The sequence below is a fragment of the Pseudomonas sp. Tof1 genome, from assembly GCF_055390395.1.
On record NZ_AP024344.1, the window covers coordinates 6,004,174 to 6,023,456 of the forward strand.

A 19,283-nucleotide genomic window follows, 5' to 3' on the forward strand; every position below is an offset into this window, starting at 1 on the left:
TCGGTCTGCAACGAAGTGCTGTAGGCGATATTCGCCGCCTCGGCCACCGCCTGCTCCTGGTTCACCTGGTCAGTGATGATGGTGGCGAACTTCACCACCTTGTACAGCCGCTCGTTGGAGTCGAGCACCGGGTTGTAGGACGCCTCCAGCCAGACCACCCGGCCATGACTGTCCACGCGCTTGAAACGGCCAGCGATGAACTCACCGGCATTCAGGCGCTGCCAGAACGCCTGGTACTCGGGGCTGTTGACCTCCCCCGGTTCGCAGAAGATGCCATGATGCTTGCCCTTGATCTGCGCCAGGCTATAGCCCATGCCATTGAGGAACCGATCATTGGCGGTCAGGACCTCACCGGCCAGGTTGAATTCGATCACCGCCGTGGAACGCAGCAAGGCGCCGATCAGGTTCTCGTGCTCACGAGAACCTTCGATGGTGCGGGTCAGGTCGTTGGAAAAGATCGAGAAACTCCGCACTCGGCCATCGGAGCCACGGATCGGCTGCATGATCGAGCGCAGCCAGGCTTCCTGGCCATTGCCGCGCAGCAGGCGTATTGCCCCGCTGAAATGTTCGGCGCGGGTCAGCGCGTTTTTGAAGCGCTGGTGAAAATCCGAGCTTTTCAGGTACGTCGGCACGAAGTCCTCAATATGACGACCGACCAGGGCGCTGCTCTGGTAGAGCATTTCCGTGATGAAGTTGCTGTTGACGGACTGGATGCGGCCATCGGCGTCCAGTGTGAGCACGAGCATTTCCTGTTCAAGACTTTCCCTGACCTGATGGAGACTGGACAATTCCTCGCGAAGAGCCGACAGCTCCTGCTTCAAGCGTTTGTTGAACATGGTGCGCACCGATGGCAAAAGGGAAATACGGCTATCTGTCCTTGCCATCGGCTATCGGGATTTTTTCTGAAGGACTGTTCCGAGTTATTTGCCACAACGGACCGCCGGGCTGATCGACGGAATTTTTCCGGTACAGGGGGATCACTCCCAAGACAACAGGGAGGAGTTCCACATCCATGAGCACGGCAAAGCTGTACGTTATCGATTACACCCTTCACGGTACCCCCAAGTCCTTCATCATCCGCTGCGAACGCATGGACAACGCCGAGGCCTGGCACTGGGCCAGTTGCGACGCCGGCGTCGGCCGAATCGGCAGGTTCGGCCGAGAACGGGTGAAAAAGACCAGCAAGCCGGTGGCCGAGAAGTTCGGCATCGAAGCGGTCAGTTGGCGTCAGGCCTGACGAAGCCCAGCCCGTCGAGTTCCACCAGCGTGAAACACCCGTTGCTCCAGCCGCCCGTGTCGATGTGATAGACATTGCCCAGCACGGTGGGCTGGCGCTGCGTGGTGTGCCCGACCAGCACGGCCCTGACCTCCCGGATACCAGTGGTGTCATGGTTCCTCACACGGCTGCGCGACCACTGGCAGACCTCCTCTACCGCGATCTGCGCCTGAGTATCACCCGACAGGTAGTCCCGCAGTTCACCCCAGCTCGCAAAGGGGCAGTCGGCGTGCACGATCCCCACCGGCCCGAGTCGGGTCTCGACCTCCAGTGCAATCGGCAGCCGGGCGAAACCGGCGGCGAACCGGCGCTGGCTTTGCGCGCTGCTGTCGATAAACCAGCCGCCACCGCTGGCACGGTACATCGCCTGGTCCAGCGAAAGGCCCTGGGCATGCTGGATCGCCAGCGCCTCGTGGTTGCCCTGGACCGCGGCGAACCAGGGGCGCTCCAGCCATTGCAGGGCCAACTCGCTCTGGGGCCCGCGGTCGACCAGATCGCCGACGCTGAACAGCCGATCACATTCGGGGTTGAACCCGATCTGGTCCAGCGCGGCCTGCAAGCGGCTGAAATGACCATGAATGTCGCCCACGGCGAAATCCCGGCCACGGGTGTTGAGGGAATAGTGAGCAAACCGAGCCATGAGCCGTTCCTGTGCCAGTGCCACAACGCCGAAATCAGTGGAGACTTCGCGGCATCATCTCTTGAATGAAGTCACTATAAGCCGGCTCACTCCGGTTTGAGCAAGGCTTCATAGTCCGGGCTGATCTCCGCGAGGATCATCAACGCCGCCGCCCCCAACGCCACCGCATCGTGCCCGGCGGTGCCCAGCTGGATGCGCGGGTATTCACGATCCGGGCGGCAGCTGATGGAGCGATGCAAGGGTTCCAGCCGGGCCACCAGCCGGGCGAGGATCGCCTGCGGAAGGAAACCGCTGATCAGGATGGTCTGTGGATCGAGCAACGATTCAAGGATGTTGATCGCCTGGCGCAGCGCCGGCGCGGCCTCGTCCAGCCAGGAGTCGACACCGGCCTTGAAACGTGGATCGTCGAAATTCCAGGCCGCCAGGTCCTGGTCGCCGGATTGCCCCAGATGTTCCAGCAGCGCGGCAATCGAGATATAGCGCTCCAGACAGCCCTGGTTGCCGCAATGACAGGCCTTGCCGCCGGGCACCACCGTCATGTGACCGATTTCCCCGGCGTTGTGCCAGTGCCCGGAATACAGGCGATTGCCCAGGTACAAGCCGGCCCCAAGGCCGCTGCCGATAAACAGGTGGACGAAGTGGTGCAGGTCGCTGGCAATCCCGTACAGCCGTTCGCCCATGCTCGCGGCCGTGGCATCGTTCTCGATCAGTACCGGCAAGCCGACGGCCTGGTGCAGGCGTGTCGGAATCTGCGGATCATCCCAACCGGACATCGCCGTCGGCCCCACCGAGGTCATGCCTTCGACGCTGAACGGCCCAGGCAACGCCACCCCTACTCCGAGAAAACGCCCATCAGGACGTAGCGCCCGGAACTGCCCCACGGTATCGAGCAGCAGCGGCAGCGCGTCGTCGAAACTCGGATAGCTGACCGCGTGGGTGACCTGGGCCTGAGCGTCGCCAAGCAGGTCGAGCAGCACACCGATGATCGAGTGCTGCTCGACATGAAAGCCGATGGAATACCCACCCTGCGGGTTGATCGACAACGGCACCGGCGGCTGGCCGCGACCGATCTTCTGGGCCGCATGCACCAGCAGCACGCCCTCTTCCTGCAGTTCGGTGACGATGTTCGAAACCGTCTGCGCGGTCAGCGACGTCAGGCGCGTGAGGTCGGCGCGGGTCAGGCGTCCGCCCAGGCGAATCGCTTCGAGAATCACCCGGCGGTTGTGCAGGCGGGCGTGTTCGGCGTTGGTGCCGGTGGTGACCGTACGGGTGTGCTGTGGATTTTTCATGGGCGGATGATCGTTGCCGCCAATTAATTAAATCAAGTTGAATTAATTTTATTGGCGTGTTTTTCTACGCATCGGTCGCAGCCGCTTCAGGGGCCAGCGCACCCCATAACAATAATGATACCGAGTCGATGGAAGCCGCCGCCGGCGCGCAACACCCTTGCCACCTGCCCTCCACCTTCCGTCACTCGCACAAGAGGTCGTCACGCATGAGCACAACCACTCCCACCGGGCAGGGTTCGTCCGGCATCAAGCGCAAGATCGGTCTGTTTCCCGCCACGGCCCTGAACATGAGCCAGATGTGCGGCGTGGGTCCCTTCATTACCATTCCCACCATGATCGTCATCATGGGCGGTCCGCAGGCTTACCTCGGATGGATCCTCGGTGCCTTGCTGGCGCTATGCGACGGCCTGGTCTGGGCCGAACTCGGGGCGTGCCTGCCCGGCGCCGGCGGGACCTACGTCTACCTGCGCGAAGCCTTCGGCAGACGTACGGGCCAGCTGTTGCCCTTCCTGTTCGTGTGGACCGCGATGCTGTTCATCCCGTTGATCATGTCCACCGGTATCATCGGCTTCGTGCAATACCTGACCTGGTTCTGGCCGGACATGAGCCAGACCGCCGGTAACCTGATCGGCCTGGTCCTGATCTGGGGCATCATCTTCCTGCTCTGGCGCAGGATCGAGTCGATCGCCCGCTTGAGCATCGGGCTCTGGGTGATCATGCTGATCAGCATCGGCGCGCTGATTGTCGCCGCCCTCAGCCACTTCCATGCCGACCTGGCCTTCAGCTTCCCGGAAGGCGCGTTCAACCTCGGCGATAGCAGTTTCTGGCTAGGCGTGGCCGGCGGCCTGACCATCGGCATCTACGACTACCTGGGCTACAACACCTCGGCCTATCTGGCCGGTGAAGTGGAACAGCCGGGCCGGGTGATTCCCAGGTCGATCGTGCTGTCGATCCTCGGCATCCTCGCGGTCTACCTGTTGATGCAGGTCGGCGTGCTGGGTGTGGTGGACTGGCACCGCATGCTCGACCCGGACTCCGCAGCCTACAAGTCCGTGGCCTCGGTGGTGTTGAGCGAAACCTGGGGCAGCACCGCCGCGGACGTGGTCACCGTGCTGATCCTGATCACCGCCGTCGCCTCGGTATTCGCCGGCTTGCTGGGCGGTTCGCGGGTGCCGTTCGAGGCGGCGAAGGACAAGGTGTTCTTCAATGCCTTCAGCGTCACTCACGCCAGGCATGATTTCCCCGTCTACGGCATCCTGAGCATGGGCGTGCTGACCTCGGTCGGGTTCATGATCGGCCGCCTCACCGACCTGACCACGCTGATCCAGCTGCTGACCACGGTGATGATTCTGGTGCAGTCGGTGGCCCAGATCATTTCGCTGTTCGTGCTGCGCCAGACCAAGCCGCACCTGGAGCGCCCCTACAAGATGTGGCTGTACCCGATCCCGGCGCTCGTCGCGCTGGTGGGCTGGGTCTATATCTACTTCGCCTCCAACCACAACGCCCCCGGCGCCTACCCGATCCAATGGTCGCTGGTGTGGGTCGCCGCAGGCTGCGTGGCTTATCTGCTCTGGGCACGGGCACACCGGCTCTGGCCTTTCGACAAGAAGTGATCGCGACGATGTTCGAGCCGTTGAATACCCCGGGCGCCCAGGTGCCCAGCCCAGGCGTGCTGCTGGCGATTGATGTCGGCGGCACCAAGACCCAGGTCGCCTGTTATGACCCGTCGAGCCGGCACCTGAGTACCCGCAGGCTGGCGACCCATGCCGATGGCCTGCGGGGCGAGCCCGCGCTGGAGCGTATCCTCCAGGCCGCCCGTGGCTGTATTGCCGACTTTGGGGAGGTGCCGGTAGCCAGCGTGGCGGCGGTGTTTCCCGGCGTGGTGCGCGGCAGCCGGCTGCTGATGGCACCGAATACGCCTGGGTTCGAGGCACTCGACCTGCCGGCGCTGCTCGGCGGCGGCCTGGGCACCGCCGCCGTGATGCTCGACAACGATGTCAAGGCCGGGGCCCTGGCGGAAGCACGCTGGGGGTCGCTGGCGGGGATCGAGGATGCGATCTACCTCAACCTCGGCACCGGCCTCGCCGCCGCGGCCATCGCCAACGGCCGCCTGATTCGTGGTCGTAACGGCGCGGCCATGGAGATCGGCTATATGCTGGAACCCTTTCTCGACCCGTCGCGCACGGATCTGTGGCGAACCCACGAAAAAGGCGCGGCGCCGCTGGAGGAGTTCTTCTCGGGCAGCGCCCTCACCCAGTTGGCGAACGAGATGCTCGGCCAAGGCCACCGTGCCCTGGACCTGTTCGACAGTGACGACCGCGCCGTACGCCAGGCCCTGGAACAACGGATCGCCGGTATGGCGGTGCAGGTTGCCAACCTTGCGGTGGCGCTGGATGTCAGCCGCATCGCGATTGGCGGCGGCCTGTTCCACCAGGCGTCGACCCTGGCCCCGGTGCTCGAACAACTGATCCGCCAGGTGGTGCCGTTTCCGCCAGAGATCGTCGCCGCCCATTTCACCCATGACGCGCCGCTGTGGGCGCGCTGAGCATGGCCATGGACGCCGCCGGGTTGAGTTTCATTCCCGGCGACCTTCTCTCCCTACCCGACAGCCCGCGTGGCTGAAGCACCCAGGTAACACTGTCATGTCGCTGATGCACCAGGAAACCCTGTCGATCCCCGCCGTCGTGCAACACATGCTCGATGAGGACCGCGCGATCCATTCACTGGCGGAGCAACTGGCCAGCGACCTGCCGGAGCTGGTCATCAGTGTCGCCCGCGGCAGCTCCGATCACGCCGCCGCCTTCTTCGGCTACGCCATGATGAGCCAGTTGGGAATTCCCTGGCTGTCGATCCCGCTGTCACTGGTCAGCCTGCAACAACCACCGCTGCGCCTGAAGAAATGCTGGGTGGCGGCGCTGTCCCAATCGGGCAGGAGCCCGGACCTGATCGCCAGCGTCGACTATCTCAAGCGCCTGGGCGCCAGCGTCGCGGCCTTCGTCAACACCGCCGACTCGCCGCTGGCCGCCGCCAGTGATGCCGAGGTGCTGTTGCCGGCCGGGCTGGAGCAGAGCGTGGCGGCGACCAAGAGCTACGTGGCGATGCTGATGGCCGGCGTGCAGACCGTCGCGGCCCTGGGCGCCCGGCGAGGCCACGACAGCGCGTTGCAAGAAGCCCTGCAAAGCCTGCCCGGGGCCCTGGCCGAGGCGGCAAACGAGGAATGGACACTGGCCCTGAAGGTGCTGCGGCATGCCGATAAGATGATCGTCATCGGCCGCGGCCCGGCGCTGCCGATCGCCCAGGAGGCCGCGCTGAAACTCAAGGAAACCTCGGGTATCCAGGCCGAAGCCTTTTCCAGCGCCGAAGTGCGCCACGGACCGATGGAAATCATCGAGGCCGGTTATCCGGTGCTGATATTCGCACCCTCCGGACCGGAGCAGGCCGGCACCCTGGCCTTCGCCGACGATATGCGTCTGCGTGGGGCCCAGGTCATGGTGGTCGCACCCAGCGGCACACCCGGCGCGGAGTTGCCCAGCGTTGCCACTGCCCATCCGCTGCTGGAGCCATTCACCATGATCCAGGGTTTCTACCTGATGGCGGCGAAACTGGCCGAGTTGCGCGGGCGCAATCCGGATCAACCGCGCTTCCTGAAAAAAGTCACGCAGACCCGCTGAGTCGGCTCAGAACACCCACACCGGCAAATGCTCCTTGAGTGGCAGCTCATCGAGATGGCCGCTCAATCGCGCGCCTTCGGCCTGCCGCCGATGGAGAGCCGAACGAAACACCGCTCTCGTCAGGGACGAGGAATGCTGGATGAAGTCCGTTCGGACAGGGTAACCGACGCCATGCGGCACTGGCGTTTGCGGACAAGCCGGCCAGGCCGGGACAGGTGAGGCGCTGGCCCCGGACGACGCGTTGCGGGGCCACGGCCCGTCGGCGGATCCCGCCAGCGGGGCTGCCAGGGAAATGCCGAAGGTGATGCCCACGGCCAGAAGTACACGAAAATCCATTTCGAAATGCCTCTTGCGGGAAAATGCCTGAACCGACGCCGCCACTCCGTGCATTGTCCTGTTCAGGATGTCAGAACCTTTATCTCCTCGAAAAACCGCTTTCCGGCGGATGCCCCTCCATTGCCGGTCAGTGCCCGATACAAGGCCGCGAATCGACACTCATTGCGATCCGACCGCCGAAATACAAGGCCGTGAGCAACCCGACCGCCCCCATGACCAGGCAGTAGCCCACGCAGACCCACGGGCTCCAGGGCATCAGGCCGATCAGCAGCAGCGGCGTGGTACTGGCCCAGAGAGCGTAGGCAATATTGTAGGTGAACGAGATACCGGACACGCGGATGCGACTGGGGAACAGCCCGACCATCACCGACGGCACCGCGCCGACCACGCCACAGGCCAGCCCGGCCACGGCATAGGCCAGGTTGATCCAGGCTCCCCCCTGGATCAGACAGGCATACAGCAGGCCGATACCCACCGGCAGCAACAGACTGTAGAACGACACGGCGCGCCAGGCGCCGATGCGGTCGGCGAGCAGGCCGGCCAGTACACAGCCGATATTCAGGAACACGATACCCAGGCTGCTCAGGGCAAAGGTATGACTGGCACTCATGCCGAAAGTCTTCTGCATGACGGTCGGGGTGATCACCACCAGCACCACCACCGCTGAAGTCAGCACGCAGGTCAGCAGCATCGCCGGCACGATCGAGCGCCGGTGCTCGCGCAGCACCGTGCGCAGCGGCAACTCGCCGCCCGCTTCGCGCTGGGCCTGCAAGGCCATGAACACCGGGGTTTCACTGAGCCAGCGGCGCAGCCAGACCCCGATTACGCCGAACACCCCACCGAGCAGGAACGGCAAGCGCCAGGCGAAATCGAGAATCTCCGCCGGGCTGTAGACCCGCGCCAGCAAGGTCGCCGTCAGCGCGCCCAGCAGGTACCCGAAGGTCAACCCGGCCTGCAGCACACCCAGGGCATACCCCCGATGCGCGGGCGGTGCATGCTCGGCCACGAACACCCAGGCACTGGGCACCTCGCCCCCCACTGCCGCGCCCTGCAGCACCCGCAGCAGCAACAGCAGCAGCGGCGCCCAGTAGCCGATCTGGGCGTAGGTCGGCATCACCCCGATCAGCAGGCAGGGCAAGGCCATCATCAGGATGCTCAGGCTGAACACCCGCTTGCGCCCCAGCCGATCGGCGAAATGCGCCATCAGGATGCCGCCCAGCGGCCGCGCCAGGTAACCGGTGACGAAAATCCCGAAGCTCTGCAGCAGCCGCAGCCATTCGGGCATTTCCGGCGGGAAGAACAACTGGCTGAGGGTCAGGGCGAAAAACACGAAGATGATGAAATCGTAGATTTCCAGCGCACCGCCCAATGCAGCGAGGCCCAGGGTCTTGTAGTCGGACCGGGAGAAACGGCGGTTTCGTGGATAGGCATCAACGGTCATAAAGAACTCGGAATAGCGTATTCGGGGACAGCCGCAGGGGCGGGCCAACCTGTAACGGAAACAGACAAGTGAGCCGAATCAGCACTCGGCCGGCAAGGGGCAAAGGTTAGTGCACTCGGCGGCGACCACAACCTCAAACCTGTCATCGGGTCACTTTTTAGCAGAAATATGCGTAGCCGGTTCCATTTTTCGACAATCAGTACCCGTCCGTACTCATTCGCCAGCCCTTTGCAGCGAGCGGTGAATACCGCATTCTTGAGCGGTTCCGGTCGCCTCCATCGGGGCGGCTGTCCTCCCTACAATCATAAGAAAACCGAGGTACTTCCATGGCTGCCGACATTGATGAAAGCCGCTATGCCCGCTTTGCCCTGCGCTGCTCGAACTGGGCCGAGCGCTGGTTTCCCGACTCCTGGGTGTTCGCCGCACTGGCGGTGATCGTCGTCGCCCTGGGTACCCTGGCCATGGGCGCCAAACCGACCGATGCCGCCATGGCGTTCGGCGATGGCTTCTGGAGCCTGATTCCCTTCACCATGCAGATGGCCTTCGTGGTCATTGGCGGTTATGTGGTCGCCAGCTCACCGCCCGCGGTGAGGCTGATCGACCGCCTGGCACGCATTCCCGGCAACGGCCGCTCGGCCGTGGCCTGGGTGGCGCTGATTTCGATGGTCGCGTCACTGCTCAACTGGGGCTGTCGCTGGTGTTCGGCGGCCTGCTGGTGCGGGCCCTGGCCCGACGTACCGACCTGCACATGGACTACCGCGCCGCCGGGGCCGCCGCCTACCTCGGTCTTGGCGCGGTGTGGGCACTGGGCCTGTCGTCGTCCGCCGCACAGTTGCAGGCCAATCCGGCCAGCCTGCCGCCGTCGATCCTGTCGATCACCGGGGTCATTCCCTTCACCCAGACCATTTTCCTCTGGCAATCCGGGGCACTGCTGCTGGCGCTGATCGTGGTCTCGCTGGTGGTGGCCTACGCCACCGCGCCCGGGCCCAACACGGCTCGCGATGCCAGGGCCTGCGGCGTCGACCCGAGCTTCAACCTGCCACCGCTGAGCCCGCGCACCCGGCCTGGCGAATGGCTGGAACACAGCCCGCTGCTGACCCTGCTGTTGGCCCTGCTGGCCGCCGGTTGGCTGTTCCACGAGTTCTCGAGCAAGCCGGCGATCAGCGCCATCTCCGGGCTGAACACCTACAACTTCCTGTTCCTGATGGTGGGCGCCCTGCTGCACTGGCGCCCGCGCAGTTTCCTCGACGCGGTATCGCGGGCCGTGCCGACCACCACCGGGGTGCTGATCCAGTTCCCGCTGTACGGCTCGATCGCGGCGCTGATGACCACGGTCAAGGGCAGCGATGCCCAGACCCTGGCGCATCACATCTCGACCTTCTTCACCCGGATCGCCTCCCATGACACCTATGCGCTGCTGATGGGCGTGTACTCGGCGGTGCTGGGCTTCTTCATTCCGTCCGGTGGCGGCAAGTGGATCATCGAGGCGCCGTACGTGATGCAGGTCGCCAACGAACTCAAGTACCACCTGGGCTGGGCGGTACAGATCTACAACGCAGCCGAGGCCCTGCCGAACCTGATCAACCCGTTCTACATGCTGCCGCTGCTCGGCGTGCTGGGCCTGAAGGCGCGCGACCTGATCGGTTTCTCCTTCGTGCAGTTGCTGGTGCATGCGCCGCTGGTGCTGGTGCTGCTGTGGGCGCTGGGGACGACCCTGGCCTATAGCGGGCCGGTGATGCCGTAGCGGGGCATTCAGCCTGGCTGGCCAAGACACGCGCCAGCCAGGCCAGCGTTCGTCGGCCTAACGCCAGCACTTTCCTCCCCGTCCCCAACAGGCATACTGCATGGCCCGACGCAGAGCGGTCGTCGCCGTTCTGTCATATTGCGTTGCTAGCGTGCGATGCGAAATATTTTGTTACGTCTAACCCAGCCAGCAGGAACCCAGGATGAGTGACGAGAAAGCCCCCGAGCAGTCGCCGGCCGCCGATGCCGACACCCCGACCAATACCAGCCGCCGCCGTTTTCTCGGTGGTGTCGCCGTGCTGGGGGCTGGCGCGACCCTGAGTGCCTGTGGCTCGCCAGGCGAGCCGGGCAAGCAGCCCGAGGTCAAGGAGCTGTCCGGTGCCGCGCTGGACAAGGCGTTGCAGGGACAGGTCAAGACCGTGGTGGTGATCTACGCCGAGAACCGCAGCTTCAACAACCTGTTCGGCGACTTCCCGGGCGTGGAGAAACCGCTGTCCTCGCTCAAGCCGGCCGACTACCAGCAATACGACCGCGATGGCAGCCTGCTGCAGACCCTGCCTCCGACCTGGGGCGGCGTGCTCCAGGTCGGCCCGCAAAGCCTCGACGGCGTGACTTACCCGGTGGAAACCCAGTTCCAGGAAAACCTGCCCAACGCCCCCTACGCCCTCAAGGGCCCGAACGGCGAAGACCTGCCCCTGGGCCTGGTCACCCGCGACCTGTGGCACGTGTTCTACCAGAACCAGATGCAGATCAACGGCGGCAAGAACGACCGTTTCGTCGCCTGGGCCGACTCTGGCGGCCTGACCATGGGCTACTACGCCCAGACCCGCTACTCCCTGCGTCTGTGGGACGTGGCGAAGGAGTTCGTGCTCTGCGACAACTTCTTCCAGGGCGCCTTCGGCGGCTCGTTCCTCAACCACCAGTACCTGATCAGCGCCAAGGTGCCGTTCTACCCGGATGCCGCCAACTCGGTGGCCAAGTCGCAGATCGCCAAGGTGCAAAGCGATGATCCGACCGACCCGCGCCTGATGCCGCTGGAGAAGTCCCCGGCCAGCGCCATGAGCGGCCCGCCGCAGTTCGGCCCGAGCGCGCTGACCCCCGACGGCTACGCGGTGAACACCATGGCGCCGCCGTACTGGCCGACCTGGATCCGCGACCCCGAGCGTCCGGACTACGCCAAGCCGGACCTGCCGACCGTGCTGGTGCCGCAGACCCACGAGCACATCGGCGACAAGCTGTCGAAGAAGAACATCGACTGGGCCTGGTATGCCGGTGCCTGGCAGGTGACCCTGGAGCAGTTCAAGGACTCGGGCGGCATTCCGAAGATCCCGAACTTCCAGTATCACCACCAGCCGTTCAACTACTTCACCCGCCAGGGCCCGGAAAATCCTGCAGAACGAGCCAAGCGCCTGCGTGATGGCGGGCTGGGCGACGAGACCGCCACCAACAGGTTCCTCGCCGACGCCGCAGCCGGCAAACTGCCGGCTGTGACCTTCTACAAGCCCCAGGGCAACCTCAACATGCACGCCGGCTACGCCGACGTGGCCGCCGGCGACCGGCATATCGTGCGGGCCCTGAAGGTACTGCGCGAAAGCCCGCAGTGGCAGAACATGGTGGTGGTGGTCACGGTCGACGAGAACGGCGGCTGGTGGGACCACGTGGCACCGCCCAAGGGCGACCGCTGGGGCCCGGGCACGCGGATTCCGGCGTTGGTGGTCTCGCCCTTCGCGCGCAAGGGCACGGTGGACCACACGGTGTACGACACCGCGTCGATCCTGCGCCTGATCACTCGCGTGTTCCAGCTGGAGAAACTCGACGGCATCAGGGAGCGCGATGAGGCGATGAACGCCCGCGGGCAGAAGCCGATGGGCGACCTGACCAACGCCCTGCGCTTTACCGCCTGATTCGGGGCCCCGTTCGCGCATAAACCGGAGCGCCGGACCGCCGGCGCCCCGGTTCATCCGCGAACAGGACCCTCAAAGCCTACCAGGACTTCCCCCTCCCCAAACCAATAATGGCCAAGTGCTACCACCCTCTTTACCCCCTCCATCCTCAGGTAATATCCTGAGCGGATTATTTCTGTTTCAGTTTTTTGCAGATCGCAAAGGGAGTTCAGCGCAATGATCGTAGGGATCGACCTGGGAACCACCAACAGCCTTGTCGCCGTCTGGCGCGGTGAGGCCAGCGAGTTGGTGCCCAATGCACTCGGCCAGTTCCTCACGCCGAGCGTGGTCGGACTCGACGACGAAGGCCGGATCCTCGTTGGCCAAGCCGCCAAGGAGCGTCTGCACACCCACCCGCGCAGCACCACCGCGCTGTTCAAGCGCCACATGGGCAGTGCCCAGGAAGTGCGCCTGGGCGATCGCCTGTTCCGCCCAGAAGAGCTTTCCGCACTGGTGCTCAAGAGCCTCAAGGAAGACGTCGAACGCGCCTACGGCGAAACCGTGCACGAAGCGGTGATCAGCGTCCCGGCCTACTTCAGCGATGCCCAGCGCAAGGCCACGCGAATCGCCGGTGAACTGGCCGGGCTCAAGGTCGACAAACTGATTAACGAGCCCACTGCGGCGGCCCTCGCCTACGGCCTGCACCAGCGCGACAAGGAAACCTCGTTCCTGGTCTTCGACCTCGGCGGCGGCACTTTCGACGTGTCGATCCTCGAGCTGTTCGATGGCGTGATGGAAGTTCGCGCCAGCGCCGGCGACAACTTCCTCGGCGGTGAGGATTTCGATGCCGCGCTGCTCGAATGCTTTGTCGACAGCCAGCGCAACGCACCGGACTTCCCGGACCAGGCCAGCGTGATCCAGCCCCTGCGCCGTGAGGCCGAGCGGGTACGCAAGGCCCTCGGCCAGGAACCGAGCGCCGAATTCACCCTGCGGGTCGATGGCCGCCAGTGGAGCCAGACCTTCACCCAGCAGCAGTTGGCCGATCTCTACGCGCCGCTGCTGGAACGCCTGCGCGGCCCGATCGAACGCGCCCTGCGCGATGCGCGGATTCGCGTCAGCGATCTCGATGAGATCCTCCTGGTCGGCGGCACCACCCGCATGCCGCTGGTGCGCAAGCTCGCGGCCGGGCTGTTCGGCCGCTTCCCGTCCATCAGCCTCAACCCCGATGAGGTGGTGGCCCACGGTGCGGCCGTCCAGGCCGCGCTCAAGGCCCGCTCGGCGGCCCTCGAGGAAGTGGTGCTGACCGATGTCTGCTCCTACACCCTGGGTATCGAGACCTCCCAGCAGTACGGCCAGCAGATCGAAAGCGGGCACTACCTGCCGATCATCGAGCGCAACAGCATTGTCCCGGTCAGCCGGGTCAAGAACGTGTACACCCTGCACGACAACCAGGAAGTGGTGAAACTGAAGATCTACCAGGGCGAAAGCCGCCTGGTGCGCGACAACGTCTTCCTCGGCGAACTGGAAATGCCGGTGCCCAAGCGCAAGGCCGGCGAGGTCGAGCTGGATGTGCGCTTCACCTATGACAACAACGGCCTGCTCGAAGCCCAGGTCACCGTGCCGCTGACCGGTGAACAGCACTCGCTGGTGATCGAGAACAACCCTGGCGTGCTCACTCCAGAGGAAATCCGGCAACGCCTGCAGGCCTTGAGCCAGCTCAAGATCCACCCACGCGACCAGCAGGTCAATACCGTGCTGACCGCCCGCCTGGAGCGTCTCTACCAGGAAAGCCTGGGCGAGCTGCGCGAACGCATCGGCTACCTGGCCGGCCAGTTCCAGCAGGTGCTGGACAGCCAGGACGAACGGCGGATTCGCGAGGCACGCAGTGAACTGACCGAACAGCTGAACAGGCTCGACAACGGCATCTGGCACTAAGGGAGTTGCGACATGGACTGTTGGTCGATCCTGCAACTGACCGAAGACGCCGATGAGCGCAGTATCAAGCGCAGCTATGCGCGACTGCTGAAGGTCACCCGCCCGGACGAGAATGCCGAGGCCTTCCAGCGCCTGCGCGAAGCCTATGAAGAGGCTCTGGACATTGCCCGCTGGCGCGATGACGACGAGGTCGTGGTCGAAAGACGTCCTCCCGAGCCCGCAGTGGTCGTCGAGGCGCCCGAACAGCCGGACGGGTCGAGGCTGCCGCCACTGCAGCCGCCGAACGGGCCATCCGCAGCGCAGCAGGCCGAGGACCGGGCCCGAGCGCTGATGTCCGGCCTGAGCCCCGAGCATCTGCCCGAACGCTGGGAACAGGCTGTCCAGCAGGACTGTGCCAGCGCCTTCGAGCAGGCGTTGCTGCGCCTGTGCTTCGAGCAGCCGGGCCTGCGCGGCGCCATTCTCGGTTGGGCCGTGCAGCAACGGGAATGGCTGACGCCCTGGCAGACCGTACGGATGGCGCCGGAGCAGGAGCAGACCTTGTCCGCCGACCTGCTGCAAGGGTACCGGCAGGAACTCCAGGCACAGCTGGAGGCCGGCCAGGAACGCGAGTTCATCAACCAGTTGCAGCACTACAGCGGGCAGCCCTGGCTGAGAATCTTCGACCGTCGCCTGCAATGGCAACACCTGCTGCTGCAGATGCTTCACGAAAACCAGTGGAGCCTGCCGCTGTTCGAGCGGGTCTGCCAGTTGTTCGGCTGGGACGAGCGTACCGGTGTGACACCGGAGCCCGAGTGGCTGTGGCAGGCGCTGCTGGGCCGCTGCCATGAAGAAGGCTTCTATCAGAACCTGCTGGCCCGCGCCCAGGTGCAACCTTCACCGTCGTCGGAACACATGGCGGCGCACCTGCTGCTCGGTTCAGGCAGTCGCTGGCAGAAATTCCGCAAGATCCGCAAGTTCTCCGGTGCCGACTGGCAGGCCTGCCAGCAACTGAGCGAACAACTGACCCACCGCCACCCGCGATTGATCGAGCGCCTGCCCGAACCGGATGTATTCTTCTGGCACAAGTACCTGCCCCGCAACGTGCCGGACCATGGCTGGATTCTGTTCGGGCTGCTGCTGACGCTGGCCTACCTGCTGGCACTGGTTCCGGGCATGGCCGGGCATCTGGGCAAGGGCCAAACCATGGAGGGGGCCGTGTTCGGCTCGCTGATCATCGCCGGCGCACTGGCGCTGCTGGGGCGGACCGTGGCCAGTTGGTGGGTGGTGCTGGCCTGGAACCTCTCCCCCCTCGATGTCTGGCTGACTGAACACCTGCTGCCCAAGCGTCTTTCTGCCAACGGTCGTGTCCTGCTGATCCGCCACGGTGTGCTGCAACTGATCATCACCGGCGTGTTCTGGGCGGCCCTGGGGCTGCTGGGAATGGTCTCGGTGCTGGGCATTGGCCTGGTCGGCCTGACCGACAGCCAGCGCAAGCCCATCGAACCGGCGGGCTCCTTCTGGCGCAGCCCCTGGCAGACAGTCTGCTACTGGACCCAGTGGAGCACGCGGCAGTGGTGTTTCGCCGCACTGATGCTGGTCGTCAGCAGCCTTTGCGTGCACTTCTTTCCCGGTTTTCCGTTGACCAGCTCCAAGTCGCACTAGTCCCTGGCCACCGCAAATTATCAGAAAAGATTTCTGAAAAACCGCTCCACGCTGTTCCGGCTGTACCTTTATGTACTTCCCCCACACGGGGGCCCTACGCTGAAAAGGATATGAGCATGTCGAAACTCGCAGGACTGACGTTCACCCTCGCCGCCATGACCCTGGGCATGGCCACTGCCCACGCCGACGCCGACCTGAAACTGGGCAGCACCGAACGGGTCACCCAACTGTTCGCCTACCCCAACAACTGCAACGTGATCTGCTACCGCAACTGGACACTGGAACAGACCGCCGAGCACTACCTGAACCAGAGCGTGCAACGCGACGGCTACAGCAGTGCCAAGGTGACGGTGAAAACCGACAACGGCCAGCTCTACGCCCACTTCAGCGGTGTTCCGGATGGCTACGAAAAGCCGCTGGCGGCCCTGCTGGACGCTGGCGACCTGGCCTACAAGGGGGCGTCGAAACTCAATACCGACGGCAAGTGGGAGTACAGCTGGTACCTGTTCCTGCCGCTGGGCATGGCCCTGGACAACCGCAAGAGCGTCGAACTGCTGCACTTCCCGCCGGATTACTCGCTGACCCAGGCCCAGGACTATCTGGAGTCGAAGACCACCGACCGCTGGGCCGAACTGCTGACTGACAACGGCATTCCCAAGGAGCAGACGCCGGGTTACCAGACCATCATCGACATCGCCCCGATCGCCGCACCCGCCAGCGCCGGCAGCACCCTGGAAGGCGTGTACGGCTACTTCACCGATTACCAGACCACCATGGTCAAGCAAGTCAGCGTGACCGCCAAGGGCACGGCCCTGCCGATGGTGGCGTTCGGTGCGCCGGTGCGTAACTGGATCAAGCAGCAGTATGGCGCCACGGTGGCGGTGCTCGGCCTGGCCGAGATCAGCCCGACGACCGGGGTGACGGTACCGGTACTGGGCTCCAACCATCCGAGCTATATCTGGTATGCGGCCGATCCGTCGAACTACAACGGCGACCAGGCCAAGGCCGATGCGGCCGGCCTGAAAGTGATGGGCCAGGACCTGAGCGCGGCCTGCTGGCAGGCGGGCATGGGGCAGAAGCCGGGTAGCGATCCGAAGACCCTGCTCACCCGTTGCACGCAGAACTGGCAGGTGACCAACAAGGAACAGACCTGTGAGCTGTTCTATGTCTCGGTGCGCAACCTGAGCAAGGCCGATGCGCAGAAGAAATGCACCACGACTTCAGTCAAGACCCAGCTCAAGCAACTGCGTGAGCCGGCGCCGAAACCGACCACCGAAGCCCCCCATATCTGATCCTGAAAAGCAGACGGGGGGAGCCAGCTTGCCGGCTCCCCCCGTCTTTCTCTCCTACCGGAACCCGGCAGCCTTGACTCAGGGCGCGCCGACCGGCCGCAGGCGATACTGCGGTGGCAGTTGCTCGAAGCCGCTGATGGTGGTGTCCAGGCTCTTCCAGCGACCATCCTTGATCCCGTAGATGCAGCCATGCACCGACAGGCTCTGCCCGCGATGCCAGGCGTTCTGGACGATGCTGGTGTGGGCGACGTTGGCCACCTGCTGGATCACGTTCAACTCGCACAGGCGGTCGACCTGTTCTTCCTCGGTCGGCAGCTTCGCCAGCGCTTCGCGGTTCTCGTAGTAGAGATCGCGAATGGAGCGCAGCCAGCCATCGATCAGGCCGAACTGGCGGTCCTGCATCGACGCACGCACGCCGCCGCAACCGTAGTGGCCGGTGACCAGGATATGCTTGACCTTGAGCACGTCCACCGCGTACTGGATCACCGACAGGCAGTTGAGGTCGGTGTGCAACACCACGTTGGCCACGTTGCGGTGGACGAACAGATCACCCGGCAACATGCCGACGATCTCGTTGGCCGGTACACGGGCGTCGGAACAGCCGATCCAGAGGAACTCCGGCGTCTGTTGGCGTGCCAGCTTGGCGAAGAACTCCGGGTCCTCTTCCTTGATCGCAGCGGCCCAGCGCTCGTTGTTATCAATCAGGTCTTGTAGTTCGTTCATGCTGTAAAGCCTCGAGATTGATGCACTGTTCTCTGACAACCGACCCGCGCTCGGGGTCACGCCGTCGTTTGCAGCACTCTCGAATCGGGCCGGATCAGTCGACCAGCGTCGCGGCCATCACCAGCGCATCCTCGCGCCCACCGACCGCCGGGTAGTAGTCACGACGACGGCCGACCTCGTTGAAGCCATAGCGCTCGTACAGCCGGTACGCGGTCTGGTTGCTGTCGCGAACCTCCAGGAAACACTCGCGGGCGCCGAGGTCGTAGGCCCGTTTCATCAGCTCTTCGAGCAGCCGCAGGCCAAGGCCACGGCCCTGGTTTTCCGGCTTGACGGTGATGTTCAACAGGTGCGCCTCATCGATGATCACCTGGATCACCCCATGCCCCACCTGCTGGTTGCCCTCGAACATCAGCCACACCTGGTAGGACTTCAGGGCATCGGTGAAGATGCCGCGGGTCCAGGGATGGCTGAACGCCGCGTATTCGATCTTCAGGATTGCATCCAGGTCCGCCTCGGTGGCCAGGCGAAAACTTACCGCATCACTCATCGTTGTGTTTCCAACGCGCCATCAGCCGACGCATGGCTTGCCAGACATCCGCCTTGCGCTGCGGCTCGTCCATCAGTAATTCCAGGCCAGGCAGCGCCCAGGCCGAGCCCAGGCCTTCGACCTGCAGCTCGCGGTTGTAGGATTGGGCATCGACCTCACCGGCGAAACGCACCGCCGGCAGACCGATCAGCCACAGACAGGCGCACTCGGCCTCTTCCAGCCGTGCCTGGACAAAGCCCTGGACGAACTCGCGGGCCGCGTCCGGGCCCTGGTCCAGGTTGCCGCGGGCCAGCAGCGGCCAACGTACCGGCTCGCCGATGATCTGCGGCGCATCCGGCAGGCCGGCGGCACGCAACATGTCCTTGAGCAGCAGGTAGGACGGATCGCGGCTCTGGAACGGCTGGCCGGTCACCAGCTCGACCAGCAGCAGGCAACGCCCGGCCCGCAGCAATTGCAGGGAGAAACGCGGCGGCGGCACCACGGGCGCCTTGACCGGTGCGGGAGTTTCCTCTGCCTCGACCTTTGGCTTGCTTTCGGCACGGGCACTCGCGGACGGCCGCGGCACTTCGATTTTCGGCCGCTCGGCGGGCCTGGCCGACGGTTCCGCGACCTTGCGCACTTCAGGGGCCGGCGCGGTGATTTCGGCCGGTATCTCGACCAGCGGTTCGGGCTCGACAAACAGTTCCGGGCGCGACGGCGCGGCGAACGGCAGTTCGGTGCGGGGCAGCCAGTGGACCACCTGCATGGCGGTCAGATAGGCGCGGCGGCGGGACTCGATCAACAAGGGGCGGCCATCTGTGGATAAGTTCAGGGCGCTGATTCTACCGCCCTTCGGCCAAGATCGCCCGCAGTTGATCGCAATAACC

15 protein-coding genes and 2 pseudogenes are annotated in these 19,283 nt (G+C 64.5%); 9 read left to right on the forward strand and 8 right to left on the reverse strand.

Going from position 1 to position 19,283, the window contains the following annotated elements; genetic code table 11:
- Window positions 1–59: 59 nt before the first annotated feature.
- A pseudogene (locus ACZ5KU_RS27075) lies at window positions 60–884 on the reverse strand (PAS domain-containing protein); the annotation flags it as partial.
- 128 nt (window positions 885–1,012) lie between these two features.
- Between ACZ5KU_RS27075 and ACZ5KU_RS27080 the strand changes: the two are divergent.
- A complete protein-coding gene (locus tag ACZ5KU_RS27080) occupies window positions 1,013–1,237 on the forward strand; it encodes a DUF6555 family protein (RefSeq protein WP_054060183.1) in 225 nt (74 codons plus the stop codon).
- Here the strand turns inward: ACZ5KU_RS27080 and ACZ5KU_RS27085 are convergent.
- Together ACZ5KU_RS27085 and ACZ5KU_RS27090 are read right to left on the reverse strand one after the other, a co-directional pair.
- A complete protein-coding gene (locus ACZ5KU_RS27085; protein ID WP_054060184.1) occupies window positions 1,218–1,916 on the reverse strand; it encodes a metallophosphoesterase in 699 nt (232 codons plus the stop codon). The genes ACZ5KU_RS27080 and ACZ5KU_RS27085 overlap by 20 nt on opposite strands.
- Window positions 1,917–2,002: 86 nt before the next feature.
- A complete protein-coding gene (locus ACZ5KU_RS27090) occupies window positions 2,003–3,205 on the reverse strand; it encodes an ROK family transcriptional regulator (protein ID WP_054060185.1) in 1,203 nt (400 codons plus the stop codon).
- Window positions 3,206–3,411: 206 nt separating this feature from the next.
- On the opposite strand from ACZ5KU_RS27090, the gene ACZ5KU_RS27095 reads away from it, so the two are divergent.
- The 3 genes from ACZ5KU_RS27095 to ACZ5KU_RS27105 all read left to right on the forward strand — a co-directional run bounded on the left by ACZ5KU_RS27095 (window position 3,412) and on the right by ACZ5KU_RS27105 (window position 6,876).
- On the forward strand, window positions 3,412–4,818 hold the full coding sequence (locus ACZ5KU_RS27095; RefSeq protein ID WP_464736499.1) for an APC family permease: 1,407 nt from the start codon (window positions 3,412–3,414) through the stop codon (window positions 4,816–4,818).
- Window positions 4,819–4,826: 8 nt separating this feature from the next.
- Window positions 4,827–5,750: an ROK family protein gene (locus tag ACZ5KU_RS27100; protein WP_464736500.1), complete on the forward strand. Its 924-nt coding sequence runs from the start codon at window positions 4,827–4,829 to the stop codon at window positions 5,748–5,750.
- Window positions 5,751–5,847: 97 nt separating this feature from the next.
- Window positions 5,848–6,876, forward strand: a complete 1,029-nt coding sequence (locus tag ACZ5KU_RS27105) for an SIS domain-containing protein (RefSeq protein ID WP_054063343.1) — start codon at window positions 5,848–5,850, stop codon at window positions 6,874–6,876.
- A gap of 6 nt (window positions 6,877–6,882) precedes the next feature.
- Here the strand turns inward: ACZ5KU_RS27105 and ACZ5KU_RS27110 are convergent, their stop codons facing one another.
- Window positions 6,883–7,212 carry a hypothetical protein gene (locus ACZ5KU_RS27110; protein ID WP_152973043.1) on the reverse strand — a complete coding sequence of 110 codons (330 nt, stop codon included), beginning with the start codon at window positions 7,210–7,212 and terminating at the stop codon, window positions 6,883–6,885.
- Between the two features lie 127 nt (window positions 7,213–7,339).
- Window positions 7,340–8,653: an MFS transporter gene (locus ACZ5KU_RS27115; RefSeq protein WP_054060190.1), complete on the reverse strand. Its 1,314-nt coding sequence runs from the start codon at window positions 8,651–8,653 to the stop codon at window positions 7,340–7,342.
- Window positions 8,654–8,979: 326 nt separating this feature from the next.
- Between ACZ5KU_RS27115 and ACZ5KU_RS27120 the strand changes: the two are divergent.
- From ACZ5KU_RS27120 to ACZ5KU_RS27140, 5 genes and pseudogenes are all read left to right on the forward strand, one after another.
- Window positions 8,980–10,397, forward strand: a pseudogene (locus ACZ5KU_RS27120) (short-chain fatty acid transporter).
- Between the two features lie 202 nt (window positions 10,398–10,599).
- Complete coding sequence (acpA, locus tag ACZ5KU_RS27125; RefSeq protein WP_464736501.1) at window positions 10,600–12,300, forward strand: acid phosphatase; 1,701 nt, start codon at window positions 10,600–10,602, stop codon at window positions 12,298–12,300.
- Between the two features lie 216 nt (window positions 12,301–12,516).
- Complete coding sequence (locus tag ACZ5KU_RS27130; protein ID WP_273826337.1) at window positions 12,517–14,214, forward strand: molecular chaperone HscC; 1,698 nt, start codon at window positions 12,517–12,519, stop codon at window positions 14,212–14,214.
- 12 nt (window positions 14,215–14,226) lie between these two features.
- Window positions 14,227–15,855, forward strand: a complete 1,629-nt coding sequence (locus ACZ5KU_RS27135; RefSeq protein WP_464736502.1) for a J domain-containing protein — start codon at window positions 14,227–14,229, stop codon at window positions 15,853–15,855.
- Window positions 15,856–15,971: 116 nt separating this feature from the next.
- Window positions 15,972–17,147 (forward strand): hypothetical protein, encoded by a 1,176-nt coding sequence (locus tag ACZ5KU_RS27140; RefSeq protein ID WP_464736503.1) that lies wholly within the window; start codon window positions 15,972–15,974, stop codon window positions 17,145–17,147.
- 78 nt (window positions 17,148–17,225) lie between these two features.
- On the opposite strand, the gene can is transcribed toward ACZ5KU_RS27140, so the two are convergent.
- From can to ACZ5KU_RS27155, 3 genes are all read right to left on the reverse strand, one after another.
- A complete protein-coding gene (can, locus tag ACZ5KU_RS27145; RefSeq protein ID WP_054059583.1) occupies window positions 17,226–17,870 on the reverse strand; it encodes a carbonate dehydratase in 645 nt (214 codons plus the stop codon).
- Between the two features lie 94 nt (window positions 17,871–17,964).
- Window positions 17,965–18,417: a ribosomal protein S18-alanine N-acetyltransferase gene (rimI, locus tag ACZ5KU_RS27150; RefSeq protein WP_054059584.1), complete on the reverse strand. Its 453-nt coding sequence runs from the start codon at window positions 18,415–18,417 to the stop codon at window positions 17,965–17,967.
- On the reverse strand, window positions 18,410–19,201 hold the full coding sequence (locus tag ACZ5KU_RS27155; RefSeq protein ID WP_054059585.1) for a hypothetical protein: 792 nt from the start codon (window positions 19,199–19,201) through the stop codon (window positions 18,410–18,412). The genes rimI and ACZ5KU_RS27155 overlap by 8 nt, the downstream gene beginning before the upstream one ends.
- Window positions 19,202–19,283: the final 82 nt, after the last annotated feature.

Bases quoted from the DNA above. Each gene is read 5' to 3' on its own strand.
- ACZ5KU_RS27080 (WP_054060183.1), top strand. From the start codon at position 1,013: ATGAGCACGGCAAAGCTGTACGTTATCGATTACACCCTTCACGGTACC.
- can (WP_054059583.1), bottom strand. From the start codon at position 17,870: ATGAACGAACTACAAGACCTGATTGATAACAACGAGCGCTGGGCCGCT.
- rimI (WP_054059584.1), bottom strand. From the start codon at position 18,417: ATGAGTGATGCGGTAAGTTTTCGCCTGGCCACCGAGGCGGACCTGGAT.
- ACZ5KU_RS27090 (WP_054060185.1), bottom strand. From the start codon at position 3,205: ATGAAAAATCCACAGCACACCCGTACGGTCACCACCGGCACCAACGCC.
- ACZ5KU_RS27115 (WP_054060190.1), bottom strand. From the start codon at position 8,653: ATGACCGTTGATGCCTATCCACGAAACCGCCGTTTCTCCCGGTCCGAC.
- ACZ5KU_RS27085 (WP_054060184.1), bottom strand. From the start codon at position 1,916: ATGGCTCGGTTTGCTCACTATTCCCTCAACACCCGTGGCCGGGATTTC.
- ACZ5KU_RS27110 (WP_152973043.1), bottom strand. From the start codon at position 7,212: ATGGATTTTCGTGTACTTCTGGCCGTGGGCATCACCTTCGGCATTTCC.
- ACZ5KU_RS27105 (WP_054063343.1), top strand. From the start codon at position 5,848: ATGTCGCTGATGCACCAGGAAACCCTGTCGATCCCCGCCGTCGTGCAA.
- ACZ5KU_RS27140 (WP_464736503.1), top strand. From the start codon at position 15,972: ATGTCGAAACTCGCAGGACTGACGTTCACCCTCGCCGCCATGACCCTG.
- acpA (WP_464736501.1), top strand. From the start codon at position 10,600: ATGAGTGACGAGAAAGCCCCCGAGCAGTCGCCGGCCGCCGATGCCGAC.
- ACZ5KU_RS27095 (WP_464736499.1), top strand. From the start codon at position 3,412: ATGAGCACAACCACTCCCACCGGGCAGGGTTCGTCCGGCATCAAGCGC.
- ACZ5KU_RS27130 (WP_273826337.1), top strand. From the start codon at position 12,517: ATGATCGTAGGGATCGACCTGGGAACCACCAACAGCCTTGTCGCCGTC.
- ACZ5KU_RS27135 (WP_464736502.1), top strand. From the start codon at position 14,227: ATGGACTGTTGGTCGATCCTGCAACTGACCGAAGACGCCGATGAGCGC.
- ACZ5KU_RS27100 (WP_464736500.1), top strand. From the start codon at position 4,827: ATGTTCGAGCCGTTGAATACCCCGGGCGCCCAGGTGCCCAGCCCAGGC.